The sequence below is a fragment of the Pseudomonas oryzae genome (genome assembly GCF_900104805.1).
Classification (GTDB): domain Bacteria; phylum Pseudomonadota; class Gammaproteobacteria; order Pseudomonadales; family Pseudomonadaceae; genus Geopseudomonas; species Geopseudomonas oryzae.
The window spans coordinates 228,875-254,516 of the sequence record NZ_LT629751.1 but is presented as its reverse complement, the minus strand read 5'-3'; the positions used below and the strand labels follow the sequence as shown (position 1 = coordinate 254,516).

The window sequence follows — 25,642 nt, the reverse complement described above, 5'->3', positions numbered from 1 at the left end:
CCCGCGGCGCGGCGCCGGACGGTCGCGGCGGCTCCGATCAAGTTCGCATGGCTGTGCTAGCGTTCTGATCGCACCTGAAAAAATTCTCAACGGCGCCGCCCATGACCACTGTTGCCAGTCTGCCCTGGAGTGAGAGCAACACCGCGCAGGAAGCCGATCCCATCCCATGGCTCGAAGCCACCGCCGGCGATCCGCTGGTCGGTGCGGTCATGGACACCGCCGCCTTTCGCCGCCTGCACGACGTGGCCTTTCTCGGCGCCCTCGACTACACCCAGCGCCTGCACCTGCCGACCGCCCAGCGCAGCCGCGCCAGCCACTCGCTGGAGGTCGCCGCGCTGGCCAACTTCGTCGCCAACGGCCGCGGCTATCCGCCCGAGCTGCGCCGCCATCTGCTGCTCGCCGCGCTGCTGCACGACATCGGCCACCCGCCGCTGTCGCACAGCGTCGACGCGGCGCCGCGCGCGCGTAGCGGCCACGACCACCACGAGGTGGGGGCGCGGATCATCCGCGGCGAGCTGGCCATCGGCGCGGAGCTGCACGCGCTGCTGCGCCGGGTGGCCGACGTGGGCTTCATCCTCGACCTGCTCGACGGCAAGGTGGGCAGCGCCTCGGGCGGCGATCTGTTCGCCAGCGCGATGAACATCGACACCCTCGACGGCATCGCCCGTGCCCTCGCCTGCCTGGCGCCGGAGCTGCCGCCGCTGTGCCGGCTGGCCAGCGCGCGCGCCTCGCTGCTCGACACGCGCCGCGACGCGGCCACCCTGGCGATCCTCGACAGCTTCTGGGAGCGCAAGAACCTGCTGTACACCCAGTTCATCGGCCAGCCGCTGGGCCAGCTCGCCGACCTGGCGTGCCGGCGCTTCCTCGATGGCGCGGCGGGCGTGGCGCCGCCGGACGAGGAGGACTTCCTCGCCGGGGAAAGCCTGTGGCGACGCAAGTACCCCGAGCTGTTCGCCGCCTTCGCCGAGCTGAAGCGCCACTATCTGCCGGCGTGGCTGGACGACGCGCCATTCGAGGTGGAGTTCCGCGGCTATTTCGTCGACCGCGAGCGCGACTTCGCCGAACGCTACCGGCTGGTGCGCGGCAGCCAGCAGACGCAGGCCAGCGCGCTGCTCGCCCGCCTCGCGCCGGACGCGCCGCTGCACCTGACCGGCGACGCCGAATACCGCGCCTTCCTGCGCGACTATCCGCACATCGCCCAGGCGCGGCGGCACAGCCGGGGCGTGCTGCAGGCGCTGCGCAGCGACCTGCTGGAGGCGCTGCGCGACAGCCCGCAGCGCGAGCATCTGTGCGTGGTGGTCAGCGGCTCCTACGGGCGCGACGAGGCCTGTGCGGAGTCCGACCTCGACTGGTTCATCCTGCTCGATGGCTGCGATGCCGCGCAGGTCGCCGCGGAGAAGGCCGCCATCGGCGCGGTGATCGCCCGCCACGTCGCCCGGCCGACCGGCGACTCGGGGATCTTCGGCGGCGAGGCGACCCAGGATTTCGCCCAGTTGATCGAACACATCGGCGGCAGCCAGGACAGCAACCAGTCGCTGACCCGACGCATGCTGCTGTTGCTGGAGGGGCGCTGCCTGTTCGGCGCCACGCAGTTCGCCCGCCTGCGCCGGCGCCTGCTGGAGGCCTACATCGGCAAGGGCAGCCCGGACAAGTCGATCTCGCGCTTCCTGCTCAACGACGTGATCCGCTACTACCGGACCATCACCATCGACGTGCAGCACAAGGCCTGCGTCGACCGCAAATCCTGGGGGCTGCGCAGCATCAAGCTGAAGTTCTCGCGCAAGCTGCTGTACTTCGCGGCGATCATCGCCATCGCCGACACCGCGCGCGAGCAGGCCCGCGAGGCACGCATCGAGCGCATGCTCGCCCTGCTGGAGCTGCCCGCCCTGGAGCGGCTGCACCGCGTCGCCGGCGCCAGCGGGCCGCAGCAGCAGTCGTGCGTGGAGGTGGAGCGCCGCACGCGGGAGCTGTTCGCCCTCTACGAGGGCTTCTTGCGCCAGCTCGCCGAACCGGCCAACCGCCACGAGCTGGCCGCCGTGGGCGAGGACCGCCGCGAGGCTTCGGAGCTGTACATGGCGCTGCGCGAGAGCAGCAAGACCTTCACCCACGGCCTGCTCGACTGGCTGCAGGTGAAGTACGCGGAGGAGCACCCGATCCACAGCGCGCTGGTGTTCTGAGACGCAGGCCGGCGCGCGGAATTGCTCCGCCGCCGGCACGCGGGGTTCAGAACGGCGCGACGTCGAGCCCGTCCAGCACCTGCACCGTGGTCGGCGCCGCCAGCCAGCCGCCGGTGCGACTGCGGTAGGCCTGATAGTGGGCGCTGGCACGGTGGGCTTCCAGCGCGGCGGCATCGTGGTAGGCCTCGACCAGCGAGAAACCGGCGCCGCCGTCCTGGTCGGCGAACAGGTCGTAGCGCAGACAGCCCGGCTCGGCGCGGCTCGCCGCCACCATGCGGCGCAGTTCTGCTTCCACCTCGGCACGGTGCTCGGCCCTGGCCTGCACACGGGCGATCACGTAGACGGTCATCGCTTGCCCTCCCCTCACTCGGCCACCCGGTAGCGCTCCAGCCAGTGCGCGTAGGGCGCCGGCAGCACCCAGGTCGGCCGCTCGACGCCGAGCTGCTGGGCGGCCTTGAGCGGCCAGTGCGGGTTGGCCAGGTGGGCGCGGCCGACCATCACCAGGTCCATCTGCCCGTCGGCGACCACCCGCTCGGCGTTGGCCGGGCTGTCGATGCCCCAGGACGAGGCCACCGGCAGCTCGGCCTCGCGGCGCACGCGCTCGGCGATCGGCGCGAGGAAGGCCGGGCCCCACGGGATATTGGTGTCGGGGATGGTGAAGCCGACGCTGACGCTGAGCAGGTCCAGCCCGCCGCGACGGAAACCCTTGGCCAGTTCGATGGACTCCTCGAGGGTTTCTTCGTCGCGGCCATCGTACTCGATCACGCCGAAGCGCGCGGTCAGCGGCAGGTGCTCCGGCCACACCTCGCGCACCGCGGCGAGGGTTTCCAGCAGGAAGCGGCTGCGGTTGGCCAGGCTGCCGCCGTACTGGTCGTCGCGCTGGTTGGAGTGCGGCGAGAAGAAGCTCTGCGCCAGGTAGCCGTGGGCGAAGTGCAGCTCCAGCCACTCGAAGCCGGCCGCCAGGGCGCGGCGCGCGGCGGCGACGAAGTCGGCCTGCACGCGGGCGATGTCGTCGAGGGTCATCGCCTTGGGCGCGTTGGACAGGTGGGCACCGAAGGGGATCGCCGAGGGGGCGATGGTCTGCCAGCCGCGTTCGTCACCTGCGGCGATGTGGTCGTCGCCCTCCCACGGGCGGTTGGCACTGGCCTTGCGCCCGGCGTGGGCGATCTGGATGCCCGGCACCGCGCCGGCGGCCTTGATGGCGCGGGCGACCGGAGCGAAGGCTGCCGCCTGCTCGTCGCTCCACAGGCCGGCACAGGCCGGGGTGATGCGCCCTTCCGGAGCGACGGCGGTGGCCTCGACGATCACCAGGCCGGCGCCGCCGCGGGCGATGCTGGCGTAGTGGTGCAGGTGCCAGTCGTTGATCAGGCCGTCGGTGGCGCTGTACTGGCACATCGGCGGCACGGCGATGCGGTTGCGCAGGGCGACGTCTTTGAGCTGGAACGGGGAAAACAGTGCGGACATGCGGAGTCGTCTCGGAATTCGGGATTCAAGGGGGAGCGAAGCGCCGGCCCCGGGGCGGGGCCGGCGCGAGAGCGTCAGTGGCCGAGCAGCTTGAGCAGCGCCTCGGCGCTGGCGTCGGAGGAGGCCGGGTTCTGCCCGGTGACCAGGAGGCCGTCGACGGCGACGTGGCTCTGCCAGTCGGCGGCCTTGCTGTAATGGCCGCCGTTGGCCTTGAGCATGTCCTCGACCAGGAAGGGCACCACGTCGGTCAGCTGCACGGCGTCTTCCTCGCTGTTGCTGAAGCCGGTGACCTGGCGGCCCCTGACCAGCGGCTGGCCGTCGGCGCCCCTGGCGTGGCGCAGCACCGCCGGGGCGTGGCAGACCGCGCCGACCGGCTTGCCGAGGGCCTGGAAGCGCTCGATCAGCGCCACCGAACGGGCGTCCTCGGCAAGATCCCACAGCGGGCCATGGCCGCCGGGATAGAACAGCGCGTCGAAGTCCTCGGCACGCACTTCATCCAGCGTCAGGGTGCTGGCCAGCGCGGCGCGCGCCTCGGCATCGGCCTCGAAGCGGCGGGTGGCGGCGGTCTGTGCGCCGGGGTCGCTGCTCTTCGGGTCGAGCGGCGGCTGGCCGCCCTTGGGCGAGGCCAGGGTGATTTCGGCGCCGGCGTCCTTGAACACGTAGTAGGGCGCGGCGAACTCCTCCAGCCAGAAGCCGGTCTTGTGGCCGGTGTCGCCCAGTTGGTCGTGGGAGGTGAGCACCATCAGGATCTTCATCGAGGTCTCCAGTGCGGGCCGTGTGGCCGCTAAATCGGTGTGCCAGACATCTTAGGCCGCCCGCTGCGCTTCGATAATTCGAAAGCTCTTATTTCAGGTATTCACGTTATTGATACCGCCAGCCGGCACCTCGACCTGCTGCCGGCCCTGCCTGCGCTCTACCAGCCACGCGACCGAGACGCGCGTGCCGCTCAGCTACGCGCACGACAGGGCGGACTGCCGCCACTCAGCCTGGGCGGCTCCGTTGATGCCGTTATCAATGAGAACACCTAGAACCGAGTGTTGACCGCGGTGAGCCGGAGCTGACCGAGCGACACAAGCGCTTCTCACAGCGGGAGGTGCGGGTGGTCCTGATCATGCGCGAGGGCGTCAGCCAGTGCCTGCTGGTTTAGCCGGCCGATCCCTTCATCATTGAACGGCTTAAGATCGAGCGGGGCTGACGGCCCTGCTGTCTGTGCTGTACCTGACCGTGGTGTACCGGGCAGATCATCTGCGCCTGGTCATGGTGGAGGGGGCTTTCGATCCGGCTGCCGTGGACATCGAGTTGCCGCTCAGTCATGAGGAAGCTCTGGTCTACTTCGTGCCCAGTCGCCTGTTCAGCCCATGGGCCTGAAGTGGGCCACGGCCTACCACGAGGGGAACAACAACCTGCAGCTGTTCGAGCAGGCATACCTGCTGCTGGAGAACCAGGACGGAGGTCGCGCAGAACTACCGGCTGCAGCGCAACGGCTGGGTGTGATCTCTAGGCGGGCAAGGAAGCCTGCTTTTATACTCGGGGCCCTAGCCCAGAGAGGTCGTTTTCATGCGCCGGAGTATGCTTGTTGTCCTTGGTTTGCTGGCCGGATGTGCCAGTACCCCACCTCCTCAGATGCCCATGCCGGAATACTTTCAGTATGCCCAGATGCTGCATCGAGCCCAGGTATGTGAACAACGCGGGGCGATAGATCCCTCGCTGTTGGCCTACGGTAACACCCGTATTCAACAAGACCTTGCAGGCTATACCTACTCTCCTAACCTGCTGCAGAGAAGCCTGGTCGGGATGGAGACCTCACCGGTCAGTGCGGCAGACTGCAATCAGCTGGCTACCCGATTTGCAGGGTGGCGGGATGAGTACGACAGAAACTCAAGAGAGTCAGGTGGATTCACTAAGCATACCACCTGCTACAAAGGGGCTCTTGGGACCAACTGCTATACATTTTGAGGAAAGCGCCCGGCGTCTCACAACGGGGCCGACCACGGCCTGTCCGCCCCGCTCGACTTGCCCTCGCGCAGCTCGCTGCCCGCCTTCCCGGCCGTGCGCCTGCGGGCCAGCTTCAATTCGCTGACGATCACCCCCGCCACGATCAGGCCCCCACCGGCAACGGCGAGGATGGGCAACCGCTCGCCCGCCAGTCGCCCCACGATGCCCGCCCAGACCGGCTCGCCGGCGTAGATCAGCGTGGCCTTGGTCGGCGAGACGGATTTCTGCGCCCAGTTCATGGTGAGCTGGATCAGGGCGCTGGCCAGCCCCAGCCCGCCGGCCAGCGCGATCAGCGTCCAGCTGAACGGCGGGATCGGCTCACCGGCCAGCGGCATGCAGGCGAATGCCAGCACGGAAGCCACCAGCAGCTGGATGACGGTCACCCTGCGGATGTCCACGCTGCCGGCGAAGCGCCCGATGAGGATGATCTCGCCGGCAATCGCCAGGGCGCTCACCAGCGTCAGCAGCTCACCCGTGCCCACGCCGATGCCGCCCGCCTCCGGGCCTGCCAGCAGAACCAGTCCGCTGAAGGCCAGGGCGATGCCGACCCAGGCCATCAGCCGGGGAGGCTGCCGGAGGATGGCCCACTGCAGCAGGGGCACCATGGGCACGTACAGGGCGGTGATGAAGGCGGACTTGCTGCTGGAGATGGTTTGCAGCCCCATCGTCTGCAGCTCGTAACCGAGGAAGATCGCCGTACCGATGGTCGTCCCTGCGAGCAGTTCACGGAGCGTCAGGCCGCTGCAGGTCTTCAGCGCCAGCAGCAGCGTGCACAGCGCCGCCACGGCGAATCGCAGCCCCACGAAGAACAGCGGGCCGCTCACGGTCAGGGCATGCTGCACCGCCAGAAAGGTACCCCCCAGACCATGGTGACCAGGATCAGCGCGGCTTCCTGACGGCTGGGCGCGAAACCCAGATGCTTGATTCCCATGACGCCACGTGTATCAATGTGCAGAATGTTGCACATCATGAGGTGCAGAATATTGCACAGTCAACCCGAAGAGGAAGTGTTGGCCCATGTCGGCGCGAACGTGCGCCGGCTGCGGCTGCAGCGCGGCCTGAGCCAGGTCGCCCTGGCCGAGGCCGCAGGCGTCAGCAGACGGACCCTGATCGGCGTCGAGGCCGGCGATGCCAACGTCAGCCTGACCGGACTGCACCGGATCGCCACGGCGCTTGGCGTCAGCTTCTCCGAGATCGTGCGCGAGCACGGCGCGGATCCGACCCAGCCCATCCACGCGCTGACCTGGAAAGGCCAGTCGCAGATCAGCCGGTCGATCCTGCTCGGTTCGGCCCCGGCCAGGCACGAGGCCGAACTCTGGGACTGGGTCATGGATGTCGGCGAGAAGTACGTGGCCGAGCCGGACCCCAAGGACTGGCGCGAGATGATCTACGTGGTCGACGGCACCCTGCGGATCACCCTGAGCGCAACGCCGCACACGCTGCGCAAAGGCGACTTCCTCGTCATCGACACGTCCCAGCCCTACGCCTACGAGAACATCGGCAGCGATGTCCTCCACTTCATGCGGACCGTGGTGTATTGAGGTGGCGCCGGCGGTGCAGCGCCTGGTCGGCGAGCTGGAGGCGTTCTACGACCACGGCGAGGGCCGCGACTTCCTCGCCCGCGCCGAGCGCATCCACCTCTGCACCACCGCCTTCATCGAGCAGACCCTGCTGCCGCAGCCGCGCCAGCAGATCCAGCAGGTGGCGGGGCAACGGGAGTCGCGCGGGCGCGGCTGACGTCGCTCAGGCGGGCTGCCGCTGCCCGGCGGCCGGCATGGCGCCGACGATCCGCGCCACCTCGCCCATCATCGCCTCGGCCAGCGCCTGGCGGCGCGCGGCGGTCATCTGCGGCCGCGACAGCGCGCAACTGAGCGCGCCTGCAACCTGGCCGGCGCCGTCGACGATGGGCACCGCGAGGCCGGTGTAGCCGGGCAGACGGCGGTCGGGCAGGCCGCAAGCATAGCCGAGGCGACGCACGCTGGGCAGGCTGGCGGCGATCACCTCGCTGTCCAGCCCGTAGTCGAGGCGCAGGCTGGCGGCGTTGTGGCGCAGAATGTCGCGGCAGTCGCGGCGGCTCATGTGCGCCAGCAGCACCTGCGAGCCCTGGCCGACGCCCATGGGAATGCGCCCGCCCACCGCCTCGCTGTAGCTGCGTACCGGCTGGCGGCCATCCTGGCGCTCCAGGCAGAGCACCGCGTGGCCATCCGGCACCAGCAGGAAGAAGCTGTCGCCGAAGCGTTCGGCCAGGCGCAGCAGCGCCGGGCGGGCATGGTCGCGCAGGCCGCCGGGATTGCCGGCGCGGGCGCCGAGGGCGAACAGCTCGTAACCCAGCACGTACCGGCCGCGCGCTTCGCCGGAGCGGACGAAGCCCTGCTGGCGCAGGGCCTGCAGCAGGCGGTAGGTGGTGCTCGGCGTGCCGCCGAGCAGGGCGCAGAGTTCGTCGAGGCTGGCGCCCTCCTCCCCCGCCGCGGCGATGGCACGCAACAGGGCGAAGGAGCGTTCGAGGGTCTGGGTGCCCGGCACCCGGGCCGGGCTGGCGAGACTGGCGGTAGGCATGGCGGCGAACCTCCGTTGGCTGATTCCCACATGCTGAGAAAGTCGCTCGCTGGAAAGCGATGCAAGTTGCGCGCCGCGCCTCGTCCGGCAGGATCGGGCCATTCCCGACTCATCGAGGTGCGCCATGTATCCGCAGATCCCCAGCCTTCCCAGCGACGCCCAGCTCCCCGCCCGCACCGAGGTGGCGGTCATCGGTGGCGGCATCATCGGCGTGTGCACCGCGTACTGGCTCGCCGCTCGCGGCGTCGCGGTGACCCTGCTGGAGAAGGGCGAGATCGCCGCCGAACAGTCGTCGCGCAACTGGGGCTGGGTGCGCAGCATGGGCCGCGACCTGGCGGAGATTCCGCTGGCGCTGGCCAGCCTGCGCCTGTGGGACGACTGGCGGACGACGCTGGGCGAGGACACCGGCTTCACGCGCACCGGCATCTGGTACGCCTGCGAGAACCCGCGCCAGCAGGCCGAGCAGGCCGCCTGGCTACGCGGCGCGAGCGCCTTTGGCGCCACGGCGCGGCTGGTCGAGGGCGCCGAGCTGCGCCGTCTGCAGCCCGAGGGGGCGCGCGCCGGCTGGAGCGGCGCGCTGTTCGCCGCGCACGACGGCCGCGCCGAACCGCAGCTGGCCAGCGCCGCCATCGCCCGCGCCGCGCGCCGGCTCGGCGCGCGCATCTTCACCCGCTGCGCGGTGCGCGGGGTAACCACTGCCGGCGGGCGGGTGGCCGCGCTGGTCACCGAGCGCGGCGAGCTGCCTGCTCCAGCGTGGTGCTCGCCGGCGGCGCCTGGTCGTCGTTGCTGTGCAAGAGCCTCGGCATCCGCCTGCCGCAACTCAAGGTGCTCGCCTCGGTGCTACGCACCCCGCCGATGCCCGGCGGCCCGGAGCAGGCCCTGGGCGCCAGCCGCTACGCCTTCCGCAAGCGCGCCGACGGCGGCTACACCATCGCCCAGCGCAGCGCCAATCTCGCGCCGATCACCCCGGACAGCTTCCGCTACCTGGGCGACTTCCTGCCGGCGCTCGGCAGGCAGTACCGCGAAGTGCGCGTGCGCCTCGGCCGCGAGTTCCTCGACGAATGGCGGCTGCCGAGCCGCTGGGATCTGGATGGCCTCAGCCCGTTCGAGCGCTGCCGGGTGCTCGATCCACAGCCCTCGCCGGCGATCCTCGCCGAAGCGCGCACCGCGCTGGCCGAGGTGTTCCCGTTCTTTCGCGACCTGCGCGTCGCGCAGAGCTGGGCCGGAGCGATGGACGTCACCCCCGACGCCATCCCGGTGATCGGCCCGGTGGCGCAACTGCCGGGGCTGTACCTCTCCACCGGCTACTCCGGGCACGGCTTCGGCATCGCCCCGGGGGCGGGGCATCTGCTGGCCGATCTGATCACGGGGGAAAAGCCGCTGGTCGATCCGCGGCCGTTTCGCTTCGAACGGCTGTAGCGCCGAACGCCGCGCGTCGTCGGCAGCGGCGCCAGCGTTTTTTGGCCCAGGTCACAGCCCGGAAATCCTCCTCCTGCGGTTTGTTGACCCGGCGCAGGATTATTAAAATGCCAGCATTGAACGCTGCCGCGCGCTCCGGCACCTTGCCGCTTTCGCCAATCCATGGATGGAGGCCAAGGCATGCTGGATGCCAATCAGGCGCATATTGTGCTGGCCATCGACGGCGTCGACACCGACCTGCAGGTGCTCGCCTTCGACGGCCACGAAGCCCTCGACACCCCCTATCACTTCGAGCTCGAACTGGTCGGCGAGCGACCCGACCTCGACCTCGAAACCCTGCTCAACCGCCCGGCCTTCCTCGCCTTCGCCGCGGACGGCAGCGGCGTGCACGGTCTGGTCTACCGCATCGCCCAGGGCGACTCCGGCCAGCGCCTGACCCGCTACCGCCTGAGCCTGGTGCCGCGCCTGGCCTACCTCGCCCACCGGGTCAACCAGCGCATCTTCCAGCACCTCACCGTGCCGCAGATCGTCGGCCGGGTACTGGAGGAGCACGGCATCCTCGAAGGCGACGGCCACCGCTTCCAGCTCGGCGCCGACTACCCCGCGCGCGACTACTGCGTGCAGTACGACGAGTCCGACCTGCACTTCGTGCAGCGCCTGTGCGAGGAGGAAGGCATCCACTACCACTTCCGCCACGGCCCGGACGGCCATCTGCTGGTGTTGGGCGACGACCAGACCGCATTCCCCAAGCTGGGCCGTCCCACCGCCTATCTGCCCGACAGCGGCCTGGTCGCCATTGATCCGGTGATCAAGCACTTCGCCGTACGCCTGGAAACCCGCACCAGCCGGGTGAGCCGCCGCGACTACGACTTCGAGCAGCCGCGCCTGCAGCTGGAAAGCGCCGCCACCAGCGCGTTCGAACCGGATCTGGAGGACTACGACTACCCCGGCCGCTTCACCGAGCGCACGCGCGGCAAGCAGCTGGCCCGTCGTGCCTTGGAGCGTCATCGCAGCGACTACCGGCTGGCCGAGGGCGACGGCGACCAGCCGAACCTGCGCAGCGGCCACTTCCTGGAGCTCACCGAGCATCCGCGCCGCGAGTGGAACGATCTGTGGCTGATCCGCGCCGTGCACCATGAGGGCCGCCAGCCGCAGGTGCTCGAAGAGGCGGTGACCAGCGATACGACCACCAGCGATGGTTTCCAGCAGGGCTACCGCAACCGCTTCGTCGCCACGCCCTGGGACACCCTGCACCGCCCGTCGCTGAAGCATCCCAAGCCCCGGGTGCTGGGCAGCCAGAGCGCCGTGGTCACCGGCCCTGCCGGCGAGGAGATCCACTGCGACGCGTACGGCCGGGTCAAGGTGCAGTTCCACTGGGACCGCGAGGGCCAGGACGACGACATCACCAGCTGCTGGCTGCGCGTCTCCAGCAGCTGGGCCGGCGACCGCTACGGCGGCATCGCCATCCCGCGGGTGGGCATGGAGGTGCTGGTCGGCTTTCTGGAGGGCGACCCCGATCAGCCGCTGGTCACCGGCTGCCTGTACCACAAGGAGCACGTGGTGCCCTACGAGCTGCCGGCCTACAAGACCCGCACGGTATTCAAGACCCTCAGCTCCCCCGGCGGGGGCGGCTACAACGAACTGCGCATCGAGGACCGCCAGGGCGCCGAGCAGATCTATCTCCACGCCCAGCGCGACTGGGACCAGAACATCGAGCACGACCAGAAGATCCGCGTCGGCCACGAGCGCCACGACACCGTGGAGGCCAACAGCTACAGCGAGTTCAAGGCCGAGGAACACCTGACCGTACACGGCGACCGCAAGGTGGAAGTCAAGCCCGACGACCACCTCACCGTCGGTCAGAGCCAGCACATCAAACTCGGCGTCGCCCAACTGATCGAAGCCGGCCAGGAAATCCACCTCAAGGCTGGGCAGAAGATGGTCATCGAGGCTGGTATGGAGCTCACCCTCAAGGCGGGAGGGAGCTTCATCAAGCTCGACCCGAGCGGGGTCACCGTGGTGGGGCCGCAGATCAGGGTCAATGCGGGGGGCTCGCCAGGGACGGGGTCGGGGATTGGCATCAAGGCGCCGGTGCGGCCGGGGGCGGCGGATGGGGACAAGGCAGGGAGCTTGTTGGAGCAGGCACCTGCTGGTCTGCTCAAACCTAAAAAGAAAGTAAAAAGAACCATGAATTTTTCCGGCTGAACCAAACGATGAATACCAGGATCAAGAAACGCCCCCTTCAACACCCTGCAGGCCAGATGCTGCTGTTCATCCTGTCCTGCGGGTATCTGGCTGGCTGTACCGCCCTCGAACTCGAGCCCATCACCTACCAGGAAGCCGTCTCCCGATACCAGGAAGGAGGCGGTATCGAGAATTACCGCTGCGCGTTGGTTCCGGCCGATGAGCAGTATCGGGCCCTGCGTGACGCCCAGCCGATCGCCGTCGAAATAGATGAAGTGCTATTCGTCAAAATTGCCGGCACCGTCCAGGAGCTGCAACAGACCGATATCACCAAGACCCGTACGGCCTACGCCTACGCCGATATGAGTGCCACGCTCACTACGGTCAGGCAGTTCAATCAGTCGGAGTACGGCGAATCGGATGACCGGCACGTTGACCTTGACTTTGAATCGGGCGGCAAGACAGAGAGCTACAAGACCTTCGGAGCGGCCTGCGGCCTCTGACCGTTCAACACGATTAAAACCCAGGACAAGACATGACAAGGCGTCGCTACAAAATCGTTGAAAGTGTTGGAAGCCGCATCGAGGACGTAAACCGCTACGAAGATCTCGCCAAACACCACCCCTCCGCAGGGCGTGAGCCAAACCGGAACTACGAGACCATCAACGGTCAGCTCGAAGAGGTGCGCCACGTCGGTGGCCGCACGCTTATCAAGAAGGATTTCGTGCTGCTCGTTGATGGCAGCAACCGATCCATCCCCGTTCCCAGCCCGCTGGCCGGCTATGCCAAGACCAGTCGTGCTTACGGCACGCTGAAGATTTATGACGCCCCCACCAACGGTCAACTGATCGGGCAGATCCTGCACCTTCACCCCACTTTCAAGGTTAACGATGGCGACGCCATCACCTACGGCCAGCACATTGGCCTCCAGGCCGGAACGGACAGGGCGGGGGCACAGAGCTACGCCATCCACGTTCATGCCGAGCTTGAGGAAGGTGATTTCAAACGCTACATCGCGGACATGATCAGCGGCACTCTGAACCCGGACGAGGAAAAGCCAGAAGTTGCCAATGGCAATGAAAGCAGTGCCAAGGGTGACTGGTGCTACCCCTGCACGCCGTCTGCAGGGCATTCGCTTCAACACCTGACCGCATTTAGCAAGGCCAGGGCAGGGTTCTACCCCATCGGTGGAAACGGTCTGTGGCATGGCGGCATTCACCTGGACATGGGCACGTCCGAAGCCTTCGACCAGAGCCGCATCAACTGCATGACCCATGGCGAAGTGGTCGCTTATCGTATTGATGAGGAATACCCCGTCAGCACCTACGCCGGTAGACCGCCGCTTCAGATAAGAGCCCCGTTCTCCACCGGCTTCGTTCTGGTCAAACATACGCTTCAGGCCAAGGCACCCTCCACCAATGATGAGTCGAAACCCAAGCCGCCGGCGCTGACCATTTACAGCCTGTACATGCACCTCAGGTGCTGGAAAGACTATCGCCAGGACGAGAAGCTGGAGCGACCGGTCTTCTGGCGATCTGGCGTGTATACCGTTAACACCCACAGCGGCGAACTCAATGTAAGAGCTGAAGCCCGAGGGAATGCACCAGTTGTAGGTAAGCTCAGCAAAGGCGCCCAGATCCGCGCTTCGGGTGAAGGTGCGTTCCTCAAGCTCGAGCAGGTGATCAGTGGCAACAACGAGCCGGCACTGACGCCTGGGGAAGACGGCACCCTGCCTGGCTATGTTTCTTCTTCCTTCCTGACGGCTCAATCGCAACCCAAGGCCATGGGCTCCGTGGTGCTCCTTGATCCACCCGTGCCGATCAAGGCGGGCGACCTGATCGGCCATGTAGGCAAGTACCAGAATCAGAGCGACGGTTCACCTCAGGAGCTGCTGCATCTGGAAGTCTTCAGTTGTGAAGATGTACCAGCGTTCATCAGCAGAAGCCGTACCTGGGCGCAGAACCTGCCGGCCGGGGAAAAAACTCTGCTGAAGATCCATGCTGGGGCCAGCAAGCTGATCCCTCACCGGGATGACATCAAGAGCGAAAACCCACCGAAGCTGAGTGACGAAGGAGCCGAGATCGGCGTCGACCTGATCCTGCCGCAGAACCTGCTGGATGCGCTGCCCGCCGAGGCCAAGATCAAGGTCCCGGCCAATAACACGGCAACCGGCTGTTCGCCCGAGACCAACTGGTGGCGACTCGATGAGCTGCTGGCCGACAAGGACGGCCAGCCCATCAACGGCTGGCTATCGGAGCAGGAGCTTATCACCACCCGCCACAGTCCGTGGGAATGGGAAGGCTTCGATTTTCTCGAGGATACCGATACCCCTAGTTCGGGGCTGGCCTACTATCTCAACGCGACTCGCCGATTGTCCGACGATGAGAAGGTCAGCTACCAGGGCGCGATCGACCAGTCCGACAAAGGCCCTGTGCGCAGCCGTCTCTACGACATCATCGACACCAACCGCAACGGCAAGATGACCTCGGAAGAGATTCGAGCAGCGCTGGAAAAGCCATGGCATGCCCAATCCATCTCGCAGCTCGTCACGCGGCATGAAAGCGAGTGGTTCTGGGATGCGTCGCGCTGGGACGAACTCGATGATCTGATGGGCCACAGTCCCGATGATCCCAATCAGGATTGGATCGAAGAGAAAAACCGCATCAAGACCCTGAGCTGGTGGAACGATGTGGCTGTAAAGTATGGAATTAGCGCGGATGGAAAAGCATGGCAACTGCAACCACTCGCTCTTATCGGTGCCTTCAGTACAGCGACTAAGGTTGCTCCCATCATTAAGGAAGGTCAAATAACATTTGACGCCGAAGGAAATAACATACCCTCATCCCCGTTCTTCAGCCGGGTCATTCACTGGCCAGGAAACGAACTATCAGGGGTTACGCTCGGCCGCGGTTACGATATGGGCTTCCGGAGTGATTCAGAAATTTACAATCATATGAAAAGTGCTGGACTCAAGCACGACCAGGCAGCCAAGATTGCTCAGGCGCATGGAAAGAAAGGCACTGTTGCGCAGAAATTTGTAAAAGACTACAAAACAAGCATTGGGGAAATCACCACCGAGCAGGAAATAATTCTCTTTAATATAATCTATCCAGACTACGTAGAGCGCACCGTTAAAAACTACAATCACTGGACTGCAAGCGAGCTTGGTAGAACCGAATGGAGAGCCCTTGATCAGGTCATCAGGGATGTACTGGTGGACTTTGTGTACCAAGGTTTCACCAAGGGGCCAAACCCAATGAAAGCAGGCATGAAAAATGACAAGAAAGAATTAATACGCTACATAGAGAATACGCCAACCATCAGGCAATACGAGCCCGGCCGCAATAGAGCCCGCTACATCAGGAATAACTAGAGCTCTCGATATGAAAAAAATATATTCACTTTCACTATTAATTATTGCCCATCCCACACTCGGTGATATCGCTAAAAATCCGTGCGAAAGAATTGAATCATCTCAACAGGTAGCTCAATGCGCAGAATACAGAAGACATCACTCAGATAGTCTTCTAAATTCATCATACAAGGCAACTCTGGCTCGAATAAAAAACCAGTACAAGAACACGCCATCGTTGGCGGATCAATATATCTCCCTTTTGAGAGAGGCGCAACGGGAGTGGATCAAGCTGCGAGACGCCGACTGCAAGCTCGAAGCCTTTGAAATAGAAGAAACCACAGAGGCATATCAGACCACGATCAATAATTGCGTATCAAGGATAAGCGAAGATAGGGCGATATATTTGAATAGCATCGCCCCTGAAATATGAACACCACCACCCCATGGAAATCGCAGACTCTGTTTTTTGTTACAACACAAACAGGCCGTGAATAACGCACTGGGGACACAGATGCTGATATTTCACACAAGCAAAATCAGCATGCGATATTTTGCAGTCGCCTCGACTCTCGCACTAACCAACGCTATTGCGAACACAGAAACGATAAGACTTGAAGACATGTCCTCAATCCAGGAGATGCGCCTTACGGACAGTAACGACACGCGCGCGCAGCGCCTGCTGATCACCGACCGTACGGGCGCGACGGTGGTCGATACAGACAAGGCCCTACCTCGCATCGAGAACGATTACTCGCCCCATAGCTACGATGGCTACATGGCAGACCTGATCGCCGAAGGTCAGGGAAAAGTATCGGTGACCGATCTGCAAGGTGAACGCTACACCCTGCTTTCGCCCGCGGCCCAGGCGGGGGATTACCTGGTTCTCATCACCCGAGAAGAAGGGAATAGCTCCTACAACTTCAACCTGAAATTCAAATATGACGTCGCCGCGAAGTCTTTCGACCTGACCCAGGTTCTGTTGAATGAAAACAACACCGAATGTGACCAGTCCCTGCTGAGCACCTACGCAACCGACAGGAAAGCCCTCGCCTTCAAGTCGATCGCCGACTTCGACGGCACCCGCGCCTTCGGCGCGCTGAGGGACTGGCGCCTTGCGCATCAGACATCAGGAGCCGCAGCGGAAAAACTGATGCCGGAGACGGCATCCAGCAATTTCAACGCCGCCCTGAAGGCCTACAAGGCTGGTAACGATGAAGAACTGAAGACCTTCGTCAGCTACTTCATTGCAGGAGATGACGATGGCGCATGCGATCCTGAGAAATACATCGTCGAAAAATACTACTTCCCGCAAAAGGTCGGCTGGTCTAACGACCTCGGCTTTCTATTCGAGCAGGCGGGCTATTATCCTGAGGCCGCTGAACTCCTGAAACACATTACCCTGAAACACCCAGACAGAGTCGTTGCCTACCTGAACCTTGCGGATGCGTACTGGGCACTGGGCAAGCGAGAACAGGCTCAGAAAGCCTATAACCAGTACTATGAAAGAATGGTCGCAGCCCAAAAGCAATCCAAAACTCCGCATCGAGTCGTTTCGAGAATGGGCGACCACAAAAATTGAGTGCAACACATGAGCTTTCCGGTACGGTGTTGCCATGTCATATCACGCACTCAGCGTCGAAGAACTCTCCAACATCCAGGTCTGTCTGCTGCGCGGCATGAGTCAGCGCGCCATCGCCCGAATGAGCGGTGGCACTCTACCGCCCTCAACGTGCAGACTGTGTACCGTACCCACCTAGATCAGATCCGTGCCCGGCTCGTCAACGAGTTCGAAGAAAACTAACGTGATCGCACGCTACACCCTCGCTCCACTCGCCCTCGCCGCCCTGCTGCTGGGCGCTGCCCAAGCCAGCGCTGGGGACCTCAAGAGTGATCGCAGCCAGTGCTACGGCTACCTCACCGAACTGGTGCGCAGCAGCAACTTCCCCTTCACCTACGTGAAGAAGGACAAAGCCAACCTGCTGATCGACGACAACCAGGGCGAGACCGTCTCCGCCCAAGTGGTTTTTGACACCGACGGCTCGGGTACCATCGGCTGGGTGAAATACGACATCCAGAGCCACGAACTGCTCAACACTTCCGCGGAGCTGGACGAGCCCCACCCCCTAATCTTCGACAAGCAGTACGCCGAGCAGTACGAACACTGCATCAGCGAAGACTGACTGTTTCATTCCGCGCGCCGGCACGCTCCGGCGCAAGCCTCCCTCTTTCGTAGCCGCACTTCGACGATCTACGCAGGAGGCTTCCACCCTACCCCTTCACTCCAGACCCAGCGGCCGGCCGTGCCGCTCCTTTCTGCTTCCCCAGCTGCGTCGCCGTCCTCGCCCTCCTGCCCGCCCAGCGTCTGCCCCCGGCTGCCGCGCCCGCGCCCGCGCCCGCGCCTCAAAAAATTCTCCACACGATAAAAAAATTCACAACAGGCATAGACACACCGCTTTCCTTCGCTTATAAAAACACCAGCACGAAAAATATATTCCCATCAGTCAAAATTATTCAGGGATGAAATCGGGCTTCACCGACGAATTTTTCGCCTTGCAACCGCTGCCTCCACCTCCAGAGGACTCGACATGCAACACGCTCCGAACCAGTACGTGATCAAGATCAGCTGCCCGGCAACCTCGGGCATCGTCGCCGCGGTGACTTCCTTCCTCGCCGACCATGGCTGCTACATCAGCGAGATGGCGCAGTTCGACGACGAGGTCAGCGGCACCTTCTTCATGCGCGCGGTGTTCCGCTTCAACACCGGTTTCGCCGGTGACATTGCAGCGATCGAGCAGGGCTTCGTCGATGTCGCCGGCAAGTTCGACATGGACTGGGAGCTGCACGACGCCAGCAAGCCGATGCGCGTGCTGCTGATGGTCAGCAAGTTCGACCATTGCCTGGCCGACCTGCTCTACCGCCACCAGAAGGGCGAGCTGCACATGCAGATCACCGCCATCGTCTCCAACCACCTCGATCTGCGGCCGATGGCCGAGCGCGAGGGCATCCGCTTCATCTACCTGCCGGTGACCAAGGAGACCAAGGCCCAGCAGGAAGCCGAGCTGATGAAGATCGTCGACGAGACCAGGACCGAACTGGTGGTGCTGGCGCGCTACATGCAGATCCTCTCCGACGATCTGTGCAAGCAACTTTCGGGCCGCGCCATCAACATCCACCACTCGTTCCTGCCCGGCTTCAAGGGCGCCAAGCCCTACCACCAGGCCTACGAGCGCGGCGTGAAGCTGATCGGCGCCACCGCCCACTACGTCACCGCCGACCTCGACGAAGGCCCGATCATCGAGCAGGAAGTCCAGCGCGTGGACCACAACTACGCACCGGACGACCTGGTCGCCGTCGGCCGCGACACCGAGACCGTGGCCCTGTCCAAGGCGGTCAAGTACCACCTGGAGCACCGCGTGTTCCTCAACCACGACAAGACGGTGATCTTCCGATGAGCGCGCCCGGCCAACTGATCGACGGCAAGGCCGCCTCCGCGCGGGTCCTCGCCGAGGTGACCGCCGAGGTCATCGCCCTGAAGGCCGAAGGCATCGAGCCGGCACTGGCCGTGGTGCTGGTCGGCGACGACCCGGCCAGCCACGTCTACGTGCGCAACAAGGTGCTGCGCGCCGGCGAGGTGGGCATCCGCTCGCTGGAGCATCGCCTGCCGGCCGACGCATCCGCCGAACAGGTGCTGGCGCTGGTCGCCGCGCTGAATGCCGACGCTTCGGTGCACGGCATCCTGGTGCAGCTGCCGCTGCCCAGGCACATCGACGAGACCGCGGTGCTGCAGGCCATCGACCCTGCCAAGGACGTCGACGGCTTCCACAGCGAGAACGTCGGCGGCCTCAGCCAGGGCCGCGACGTGCTGGTGCCCTGCACCCCGGCCGGCTGCATGCGTCTGCTGCGCGACACCCTCGGCGATCTCGCCGGCAAGCACGCGGTGGTGATCGGTCGCTCGAACATCGTCGGCAAGCCGATGGCCGCCCTGCTGCTGGCCGCCGACTGCACGGTGACCGTGCTGCACTCGCGCAGCAGGAACCCGCAGGCGCTGTGCAGCAAGGCCGACATCGTGGTCGCCGCGGTCGGTCGGCCGCGGATGATCAAGGCCGAGTGGATCAAGCCCGGCGCGGTGGTCATCGACGTCGGCATCAACCGCATCGAGGAGGACGGCCGTTCGCGGCTGGTCGGCGACGTCGACTTCGCCGACGTGCAGCCGCTGACCCGCGCCATCACTCCGGTGCCGGGCGGCGTCGGGCCGATGACCATCGCCCTCCTGATGCAAAACACCGTGACCGCCGCGCGCCAGCAGCATGCCCGGCAGTCCGCGCCCAACTCGCCCCAGCAGGCGGTCGCGCAGTAGTCGTTCAACGGCCGGCACGGCCCAACGAGGAGGCAGCATGCCTTTCAGTCTTCTTAAATACGGCCTGAGCTCCGAGTACCCGGCGGAGGTCGATCTGCCGGCGCCCAAGGAACTCAAGCCGGCCTACGACGTGGTGATCATCGGCGGTGGCGGCCACGGCCTGGCCACCGCCTACTACCTGGCCAGGTACCACGGCGTGACCAACGTCGCGGTGCTGGACAAGGGTTACCTGGGCGGCGGCAACACCGCGCGCAACACCGCGGTGATCCGCTCCAACTACCTGACCAGCGAGGGCGTGAAGTTCTACGCCGAGTCGGTGAAGCTGTTCCAGGGACTCTCCAACGAGTTCGACTTCAACATCATGTATTCCGAGCGCGGCCAGCTGACCCTGGCGCACACCGACGCCACGGTGCGCGCCTTCCGCCAGCGCGCCGAGGTCAACAAGCACTTCGGCGGGCGTACCGAGATGATCGACCGCCAGCAGATCCGCGAGCTGGTGCCGACCCTCAACCTCGACCCCGGCCACCTGCCGGTGCTCGCCGGCCTCTGGCACATCGACGGCGCCACCGCGCGCCACGATGCGGTGGCCTGGGGCTACGCCAAGCAGGCGGCCAAGCGCGGCGTGGAGATCCACCAGCTCACCGAGGTGCAGGACTTCGTGGTCGAGGGCAACCGGGTGGTGGCGGTGAAGACCAACCGCGGCACGGTGAAGTGCGGCTGCGCGGTGCAGGCCATCGCCGGGCACAGCTCGCTGCTGCTGAACAAGCTGGGCATCCGCGCGCCGATCCACAGCTACCCGCTGCAGGCGATGGTCACCCAGCCGTTCAAGCCGTTCCTCGACCCGCTGGTCAGCTCCTCGGCGCTGCACTGCTACGTGCAGCAGACCGGCCGCGGCGAGGTGGTGATCGGCGGCGGCTCCGACCCCTACCCGCTGTACAACACCCGCTCGACCCTGGACCTCAAGGAAGGCCTGCTGGCCCACGCCATCGAGATGTTCCCGTTCCTGGCCAACGCCAGGCTGATGCGCCAGTGGGCGGGGATCACCGACATGACTCCGGACTACAGCCCGATCATGGGCCGCTCGCCCATCGACAACTACTACCTCGACGCCGGCTGGGGCACCTGGGGCTTCAAGTCGACGCCGATCTGCGGCCAGACCATGGCCGAACTGGTGGCCAGCGGCGGCCGGACGCCGGAGCTGATCAAGCCCTTCGCCCTGGAGCGCTTCTCGACCTTCCAGCAGGTCAACGAAATGGGCGCCACCGCCGCCAGCCACTGAGGAACCCGCGATGAAGATCATGCCCTGCCCCCTGAACGGTCCGCGCAACATCAGCGAATTCACCTACGGCGGCGAGTTCAAGCCGATGCCCGACCCGGCCAGCTGCAGCGACGCCGAGTGGGCCGACTACGTGTTCAACAGCGACAACCACGCCGGCGTGGTCACCGAGTGGTGGATGCACAACGCCTCCAGCTACTGGTTCCTCGCCGAGCGCCACACCGTCACCGACGAGATCATCCGCACCTTCGATGCGAAGGAAGTCTTCACCCGCCGCGTCGACTTCGTCGCCAAGGCGCCTGCCCGGGAGGCCACCGTATGACCGCCTTCAGCCGCCTGCCCGCGCCCATGGGCCTGCTGATCGACCGCAGCCGGCCGCTCAGCTTCACCTTCGACGGCAGCAGCTATCAGGGCTACGCCGGCGACAGCATCGCCAGCGCCCTGGCCGCCAACGGCCGCTGGCTGCTGTCGCGCTCGTTCAAGTACCACCGCCCGCGCGGCCCGCTGACCATGGCTGGCCAGGACGCCAACACCCTGGTGCAGCTGCCCAGCGAGCCCAACGTGCTGGCCGACCTGCAGCCGCTGGCCGAGGGCCTGACCGTCACCGGGCAGAACTTCGCCGGCTCCCTGGACGGCGACCGCGACGCCTTCCTCGGCAAGTTCTCCAGGTTCATGCCGGTCGGCTTCTACTACCGCTCCTTCTACAAGCCCAAGGGCATCTGGAAGGTCTGGGAGCCGATCATCCGCAAGAAGGCCGGCCTCGGCGTGCTGGACCTCAAGTTCCAGCCCGAGTACCACGACAAGGCCTTCCTGTTCGTCGACGTCGCCGTGGTCGGCGCCGGCCCCGCCGGCCTCAACGCCGCGCTGCAGGCCGCCAACGCCGGGGCCAAGGTGCTGCTGATCGAGCAGCAGTCCTACCTCGGCGGCGCCCTGGCCTGGGCGCGCTTCGACATCGAGGGCAAGCGCGCCGGCGAGCTGCGTGCGCAACTGGTCGGCGCGGTGGAGAACCACCCGAACATCCGCATCCTCAAGGACGCCACCTGCAACGCCTGGTTCGCCGACAACTTCCTGCCGGTGATCCACGCCAACCGCCTGTACAAGGTGCGCGCCAGGCAGTGCATCGTCGCCGCCGGCGCCTTCGACCAGCCGGTGGTGTTCCGCAACAACGACCTGCCGGGGGTGATGCTGACCAGCGCCGCCCAGCGCCTGATCAAGCTCTACGCGGTCAAGCCCGGCCAGCGCGCGGTGGTGCTGACCGGCAACGACGACGGTTATCTCGCCGCCCTCGACCTGCTGGATGCCGGGGTGACGGTCGCCGCCGTGATCGACATGCGTAACGCACCGGCCGACGCGCGGCTGGCCGAGGCGCTGAAGCAACACGGCATCGCCGTGCGCAGCGGCAGCACCGTGTACGAGGCGCTGCACGCCAAGGGCATGCGCCACGTCACCGGCGTCGACGTGCGCCGCATCACCGGCAAGGGCCAGGTGGCCGGCGCCGGCGAAACCATCGCCTGCGACCTGCTGTGCATGTCCGCCGGCTACATGCCGGTCTACCAGCTGCTCTGCCAGGCCGGCGGCAAGCTGAGCTACGACGACGCCCAGGCCGCCTTCACCCTCAGCGGCCTGCCCAAGCACCTCAGCGTGGCCGGCTCGGTCAACGGCCGCCACGCGCTGGACAACGTGCTGCTCGACGGCGGCCTGGCCGGTGGCGCCGCCGCCGACCGGCTCGGCCTGAGTGCGCCGATCGCAGGCAAGGCGTTCGCCGCCGAGCCGCGGGTCAACTTCGACTGGCCGATCTTCCCGCACCCGGACGGCAAGGACTTCGTCGACTTCGACGAGGACCTGCAGGTGCGCGACATCGTCAACGCCACCCGCCACGGCTACCGCGACGTGCAGCTGGTCAAGCGCTTCTCCACCGTCGGCATGGGCCCCTCGCAGGGCCGCCACTCGGCGCTACCCACCGCGCGGCTGGTGGCCCAGGCCACCAACCGCAGCGTCAGCGAGACCGGGGTGACCACCGCGCGCCCGCCGTTCGTCGCCGAGAAACTGGCCCACGTCGCCGGCCGCGGCTTCGACCCGTACCGGCAGACCGCCATGCACCAGCGCCACGTCGAGCTGGGCGCGAAGATGATGCCGGCCGGCGTCTGGCAGCGCCCGGCCTACTACGGCAAGCCCGAGGAGCGCGAGACGTGCATGCAGGCCGAGGCCCGCCACGTGCGCGAGAAGGTCGGCATCATCGACGTCTCCACCCTCGGCGGCCTCGACGTGCGCGGCCCGGACGCCGCCGAGCTGCTCAACCGCCTGTACACCTTCGCCTTCGCCAAGCAGCCGGTCGGCCGTTCGCGCTACGCGCTGATGACCAACGAGCACGGCGTGGTGATCGACGACGGCGTCTGCGCGCGCTTCGCGGAAAACCACTTCTACGTCACCGCCACCACCAGCGGCGTCGACCGCATCTACCAGCAGATGCTCAAGTGGAACGCGCAGTGGCGCCTGGACGTCGACATCACCAACGTCACCGCCGCGCTGGCCGCGGTCAACGTCGCCGGGCCGCGCGCGCGCAACGTGCTGCGCAAGCTGTGCCAGGACGTCGACCTCAGCGCCGAGGCCTTCCCCTACCTGGGCGTGCGCCTGGGCACGGTGGCCGGCATCCCGGCGCGCCTCTTGCGGGTCGGCTTCGTCGGCGAGCTGGGCTACGAGATCCACGTGCCGGCACGCTACGGCGAGTACCTGTGGGACGCGCTGATGCAGGCCGGCGCCAAGGACGAGATCCGTCCGTTCGGCGTCGAGACCCAGCGCCTGCTGCGCCTGGAGAAGGGCCACGTGATCATCAGCCAGGACACCGACGGCATGACCCATCCGGCGGAGATCGACATGGGCTGGGCGATCGCGCGCAGCAAGCCGTTCTTCGTCGGCAAGCGCTCGGTGGAGATCCTCGAGGCGCAGCCGCTCAAGCGCAAGCTGGTCGGCTTCACCCTGCCGGCCACCTCGGCCAAGCCGCTGGAAGGCCACCTGGTACTCAACGGCCCGGACATCAGCGGCAACGTCACCTCCTGCGAGTACAGCGCCACCCTCGGCCAGATCATCGGCCTGGCCTACTGCGCGTTCGAACAGAGCGCGCCGGGCAGCCAGATCCCGATCCGCGTCGAAGGCGGCCAGGTGGTGCAGGCGACGGTGGTCAAGCTGCCGTTCTTCGATCCCGAAACCCAACGTCAGGAGCTGTGATCATGGCCGCTCTGCAAGCCCAGCAATTCACCGAACGCAGCCCGCTGTACCGCCGCCACGCCGGCGCCACCCTCGGCCAACTGGGCGACAGCGTGGTGGTCGCCCACTACGGCGAGCACGACGAAAGCCCGCAGCTGCAACGCTGCGCGCTCATCGACCTGAGCAACCTGGCGCGCGTCGGCTTTCGCGGCGCGCAGGCCGCCGACTACCTGAGCGGGCGCGGCTACGCGCTGCCCGAGGCGCCCAACCGGGCGCTGACCCAGGCCGACGGCGGCCACGTGGCGCGCCTGTCGCAGACCGAGTACCTGCTGCTCGGCAGCCTGCGCGACGCCGGTTCGCGCTTGGCCGGCGAGGAACGGGACTGGCAGCTCGGCGCCGGCGGCAACTACCTGCTGCCGCGCCAGGACAGCCACGCCTGGCTGCTGCTCACCGGCGAGCACATCAGCGAAGTGATGGCCAAGCTGTGCGGCGTCGACCTGCGACCCGAGGCCTTCCCGGTCGGCGCTGTGGCGCAGACCTCGGCGGCGCGGATCAACGTCATCGTGGTCAACCTGCCGGAAGGCGAGCTGCCGTGTTTCCACATCCTCTGCGACCGCGCCTCGGCGGACTACTTCTGGGGCGCGCTGCTGGATGCCATGGCCGAGTTCGGCGGCGCACCGGCGGGGATCGATGCGCTGCTGTGAGGCGCCGCCAATCGTAGGGTGGGTTAGCCGCGCAGCGGCGTAACCCACCATCGATGCCGCCAGGCATCGCCATGGCCGGCCTTGCGGCCGGTCGGTGGGTTACGGCCTGCGGCCTAACCCACCCTACGCCTCACTCACCTGCGGAGTTTTCCATGTCCCTCGACGAAGACCTCGACAACGGCCGCGACACCGACTACAGGGTCCCCGCCCTGCAGCGCGGCCTGTCCATCCTGCAGATGTTCAACGCCCGCCAGCGCAGCCTGGCCAGCAACGAGATCGCCGAGCGCCTGGGCGTCAGCGTCTCGGCGCTCTACCGCATCCTCTATACCCTCGAGGAGATGGGCTACCTGCGCAAGCTGGCCAAGAACACCTGGGAACTCGGCCCGCAGGTGGTCTCCGACGGCTTCAGCTACCTGGCCAGCCGCGACCTGGTCGACCTCGCCCTGCCGCACCTCAACGCCCTGCGCGACCGCACCTCGCTGTCCTGCCACCTGAGCATCCGCGAGCAGACCGACAGCCTGTACCTGTGCCGCGCCTTCGCCGCCCAGCGCCTGTCGGTGAACATCCCGATCGGCACGCGCATCCCCTGCCACTGCACCGCCATGGGCCGCATCCTGCTCAGCGGCCTGACCCCGCCGGTGCTCGACGCGCTCTACTCCCATGTGCGTCTCGACGGCTACGCGCCGCCGGCGCCCAGGACCCTGCCCGAGCTGCAGGAGCTGATCGCCGGCGACCGCGCGCGCGGCTGGGTGCTGCACCGCTCCGACTACTCCACCGCCATCGCCACCGGCATCCGCAACCACCTCGGCGAGGTGGTTGCCGCCATCAACCTGTCCGGCCCGGACGCGGTGATGGACAGCGCGGAATCCCAGGCGCGCTTTCGCGAGGCGCTGCTGCAGACGGCGGTGCGGATTTCCGCCGAGCTGGGCGGCTGAGCGGCGCGCCAGGCGC

Annotated in this window: 22 protein-coding genes and 2 pseudogenes; 19 read left to right on the top strand and 5 right to left on the bottom strand. The window is 66.2% G+C overall.

What is annotated here, in order from left to right:
- Positions 1–101 precede the first annotated feature (101 nt).
- On the top strand, positions 102–2,177 hold the full coding sequence (locus tag BLT78_RS01245; RefSeq protein ID WP_090347243.1) for an HD domain-containing protein: 2,076 nt from the start codon (positions 102–104) through the stop codon (positions 2,175–2,177).
- Between the two features lie 46 nt (positions 2,178–2,223).
- Here the strand turns inward: BLT78_RS01245 and BLT78_RS01240 are convergent, their stop codons facing one another.
- From BLT78_RS01240 to BLT78_RS01230, 3 genes are all read right to left on the bottom strand, one after another.
- The gene (locus BLT78_RS01240; RefSeq protein ID WP_090347242.1) at positions 2,224–2,526 is read right to left on the bottom strand and encodes a putative quinol monooxygenase; all 303 of its coding nucleotides are present in this window, start codon (positions 2,524–2,526) and stop codon (positions 2,224–2,226) included.
- A 14-nt stretch (positions 2,527–2,540) separates the two neighbouring features.
- Positions 2,541–3,641, bottom strand: coding sequence for an NADH:flavin oxidoreductase/NADH oxidase (locus tag BLT78_RS01235; protein WP_090347241.1), 1,101 nt, complete (start codon positions 3,639–3,641; stop codon positions 2,541–2,543).
- A 74-nt stretch (positions 3,642–3,715) separates the two neighbouring features.
- Positions 3,716–4,396, bottom strand: a complete 681-nt coding sequence (locus tag BLT78_RS01230; protein ID WP_090347240.1) for a type 1 glutamine amidotransferase domain-containing protein — start codon at positions 4,394–4,396, stop codon at positions 3,716–3,718.
- Positions 4,397–4,850: 454 nt separating this feature from the next.
- Between BLT78_RS01230 and BLT78_RS21220 the strand changes: the two genes are divergently transcribed.
- Positions 4,851–5,009: a hypothetical protein gene (locus BLT78_RS21220; protein WP_157719453.1), complete on the top strand. Its 159-nt coding sequence runs from the start codon at positions 4,851–4,853 to the stop codon at positions 5,007–5,009.
- Between the two features lie 605 nt (positions 5,010–5,614).
- On the opposite strand, the pseudogene BLT78_RS01225 reads toward BLT78_RS21220, so the two are convergent.
- A pseudogene (locus BLT78_RS01225) lies at positions 5,615–6,567 on the bottom strand (DMT family transporter).
- Between the two features lie 52 nt (positions 6,568–6,619).
- On the opposite strand from BLT78_RS01225, the gene BLT78_RS01220 reads away from it, so the two are divergent.
- Together BLT78_RS01220 and BLT78_RS01215 are read left to right on the top strand one after the other, a co-directional pair.
- On the top strand, positions 6,620–7,177 hold the full coding sequence (locus tag BLT78_RS01220; protein ID WP_231975669.1) for a helix-turn-helix domain-containing protein: 558 nt from the start codon (positions 6,620–6,622) through the stop codon (positions 7,175–7,177).
- Positions 7,143–7,373 carry a hypothetical protein gene (locus tag BLT78_RS01215; RefSeq protein WP_157719452.1) on the top strand — a complete coding sequence of 77 codons (231 nt, stop codon included), beginning with the start codon at positions 7,143–7,145 and terminating at the stop codon, positions 7,371–7,373. The genes BLT78_RS01220 and BLT78_RS01215 overlap by 35 nt, the downstream gene beginning before the upstream one ends.
- Positions 7,374–7,379: 6 nt before the next feature.
- Here the strand turns inward: BLT78_RS01215 and BLT78_RS01210 are convergent, their stop codons facing one another.
- Complete coding sequence (locus BLT78_RS01210; protein WP_172830756.1) at positions 7,380–8,192, bottom strand: IclR family transcriptional regulator; 813 nt, start codon at positions 8,190–8,192, stop codon at positions 7,380–7,382.
- Positions 8,193–8,316: 124 nt separating this feature from the next.
- Here BLT78_RS01210 and BLT78_RS21905 point away from each other — a divergent pair.
- The 15 genes and pseudogenes from BLT78_RS21905 to BLT78_RS01140 form a co-directional block, all read left to right on the top strand.
- Positions 8,317–8,919, top strand: a pseudogene (locus BLT78_RS21905) (NAD(P)/FAD-dependent oxidoreductase); the annotation flags it as partial.
- 26 nt (positions 8,920–8,945) lie between these two features.
- Positions 8,946–9,611 (top strand): NAD(P)/FAD-dependent oxidoreductase, encoded by a 666-nt coding sequence (locus BLT78_RS21900; protein WP_231975668.1) that lies wholly within the window; start codon positions 8,946–8,948, stop codon positions 9,609–9,611.
- Between the two features lie 180 nt (positions 9,612–9,791).
- Positions 9,792–11,816, top strand: a complete 2,025-nt coding sequence (gene tssI, locus BLT78_RS01200; protein WP_090347237.1) for a type VI secretion system Vgr family protein — start codon at positions 9,792–9,794, stop codon at positions 11,814–11,816.
- 56 nt (positions 11,817–11,872) lie between these two features.
- Entirely contained in the window at positions 11,873–12,298 is a 426-nt protein-coding gene (locus BLT78_RS01195) for a hypothetical protein (RefSeq protein ID WP_231975667.1), read from the top strand.
- A 32-nt stretch (positions 12,299–12,330) separates the two neighbouring features.
- Positions 12,331–15,168: a hypothetical protein gene (locus BLT78_RS01190; protein WP_090347235.1), complete on the top strand. Its 2,838-nt coding sequence runs from the start codon at positions 12,331–12,333 to the stop codon at positions 15,166–15,168.
- A gap of 10 nt (positions 15,169–15,178) precedes the next feature.
- Positions 15,179–15,580 (top strand): lysozyme inhibitor LprI family protein, encoded by a 402-nt coding sequence (locus tag BLT78_RS01185; RefSeq protein WP_090347234.1) that lies wholly within the window; start codon positions 15,179–15,181, stop codon positions 15,578–15,580.
- Positions 15,581–15,769: 189 nt separating this feature from the next.
- A complete protein-coding gene (locus BLT78_RS01180; protein ID WP_172830755.1) occupies positions 15,770–16,729 on the top strand; it encodes a tetratricopeptide repeat protein in 960 nt (319 codons plus the stop codon).
- 223 nt (positions 16,730–16,952) lie between these two features.
- A complete protein-coding gene (locus BLT78_RS01175) occupies positions 16,953–17,330 on the top strand; it encodes a hypothetical protein (protein ID WP_231975666.1) in 378 nt (125 codons plus the stop codon).
- A gap of 405 nt (positions 17,331–17,735) precedes the next feature.
- A complete protein-coding gene (purU, locus tag BLT78_RS01170; RefSeq protein ID WP_090347232.1) occupies positions 17,736–18,602 on the top strand; it encodes a formyltetrahydrofolate deformylase in 867 nt (288 codons plus the stop codon).
- Positions 18,599–19,507 (top strand): bifunctional methylenetetrahydrofolate dehydrogenase/methenyltetrahydrofolate cyclohydrolase FolD, encoded by a 909-nt coding sequence (folD, locus tag BLT78_RS01165; RefSeq protein WP_090347231.1) that lies wholly within the window; start codon positions 18,599–18,601, stop codon positions 19,505–19,507. The genes purU and folD overlap by 4 nt, the downstream gene beginning before the upstream one ends.
- 37 nt (positions 19,508–19,544) lie before the next feature.
- On the top strand, positions 19,545–20,786 hold the full coding sequence (locus BLT78_RS01160) for an FAD-dependent oxidoreductase (RefSeq protein WP_090347230.1): 1,242 nt from the start codon (positions 19,545–19,547) through the stop codon (positions 20,784–20,786).
- A 10-nt stretch (positions 20,787–20,796) separates the two neighbouring features.
- Entirely contained in the window at positions 20,797–21,105 is a 309-nt protein-coding gene (locus tag BLT78_RS01155) for a sarcosine oxidase subunit delta (RefSeq protein WP_090347229.1), read from the top strand.
- Positions 21,102–24,008, top strand: coding sequence for a 2Fe-2S iron-sulfur cluster-binding protein (locus tag BLT78_RS01150; protein WP_090347228.1), 2,907 nt, complete (start codon positions 21,102–21,104; stop codon positions 24,006–24,008). Before BLT78_RS01155 ends, BLT78_RS01150 begins: the two co-directional genes overlap by 4 nt.
- A 2-nt stretch (positions 24,009–24,010) precedes the next feature.
- Positions 24,011–24,691 (top strand): sarcosine oxidase subunit gamma, encoded by a 681-nt coding sequence (locus tag BLT78_RS01145; protein WP_090347227.1) that lies wholly within the window; start codon positions 24,011–24,013, stop codon positions 24,689–24,691.
- A gap of 152 nt (positions 24,692–24,843) precedes the next feature.
- The gene (locus BLT78_RS01140; protein ID WP_090347226.1) at positions 24,844–25,626 is read left to right on the top strand and encodes an IclR family transcriptional regulator; all 783 of its coding nucleotides are present in this window, start codon (positions 24,844–24,846) and stop codon (positions 25,624–25,626) included.
- Positions 25,627–25,642: the final 16 nt, after the last annotated feature.

Coding starts and splice junctions, on each gene's coding strand:
- BLT78_RS01160 (WP_090347230.1), top strand. CDS start 19,545: ATGCCTTTCAGTCTTCTTAAATACGGCCTGAGCTCCGAGTACCCGGCG.
- BLT78_RS01140 (WP_090347226.1), top strand. CDS start 24,844: ATGTCCCTCGACGAAGACCTCGACAACGGCCGCGACACCGACTACAGG.
- BLT78_RS01230 (WP_090347240.1), bottom strand. CDS start 4,396: ATGAAGATCCTGATGGTGCTCACCTCCCACGACCAACTGGGCGACACC.
- BLT78_RS01195 (WP_231975667.1), top strand. CDS start 11,873: ATGCTGCTGTTCATCCTGTCCTGCGGGTATCTGGCTGGCTGTACCGCC.
- BLT78_RS01145 (WP_090347227.1), top strand. CDS start 24,011: ATGGCCGCTCTGCAAGCCCAGCAATTCACCGAACGCAGCCCGCTGTAC.
- purU (WP_090347232.1), top strand. CDS start 17,736: ATGCAACACGCTCCGAACCAGTACGTGATCAAGATCAGCTGCCCGGCA.
- BLT78_RS01240 (WP_090347242.1), bottom strand. CDS start 2,526: ATGACCGTCTACGTGATCGCCCGTGTGCAGGCCAGGGCCGAGCACCGT.
- BLT78_RS01150 (WP_090347228.1), top strand. CDS start 21,102: ATGACCGCCTTCAGCCGCCTGCCCGCGCCCATGGGCCTGCTGATCGAC.
- BLT78_RS01185 (WP_090347234.1), top strand. CDS start 15,179: ATGAAAAAAATATATTCACTTTCACTATTAATTATTGCCCATCCCACA.
- BLT78_RS01215 (WP_157719452.1), top strand. CDS start 7,143: ATGTCCTCCACTTCATGCGGACCGTGGTGTATTGAGGTGGCGCCGGCG.
- BLT78_RS01235 (WP_090347241.1), bottom strand. CDS start 3,641: ATGTCCGCACTGTTTTCCCCGTTCCAGCTCAAAGACGTCGCCCTGCGC.
- BLT78_RS01210 (WP_172830756.1), bottom strand. CDS start 8,192: ATGCCTACCGCCAGTCTCGCCAGCCCGGCCCGGGTGCCGGGCACCCAG.
- BLT78_RS01155 (WP_090347229.1), top strand. CDS start 20,797: ATGAAGATCATGCCCTGCCCCCTGAACGGTCCGCGCAACATCAGCGAA.
- BLT78_RS01190 (WP_090347235.1), top strand. CDS start 12,331: ATGACAAGGCGTCGCTACAAAATCGTTGAAAGTGTTGGAAGCCGCATC.
- BLT78_RS01180 (WP_172830755.1), top strand. CDS start 15,770: ATGTCCTCAATCCAGGAGATGCGCCTTACGGACAGTAACGACACGCGC.
- folD (WP_090347231.1), top strand. CDS start 18,599: ATGAGCGCGCCCGGCCAACTGATCGACGGCAAGGCCGCCTCCGCGCGG.
- BLT78_RS01245 (WP_090347243.1), top strand. CDS start 102: ATGACCACTGTTGCCAGTCTGCCCTGGAGTGAGAGCAACACCGCGCAG.
- tssI (WP_090347237.1), top strand. CDS start 9,792: ATGCTGGATGCCAATCAGGCGCATATTGTGCTGGCCATCGACGGCGTC.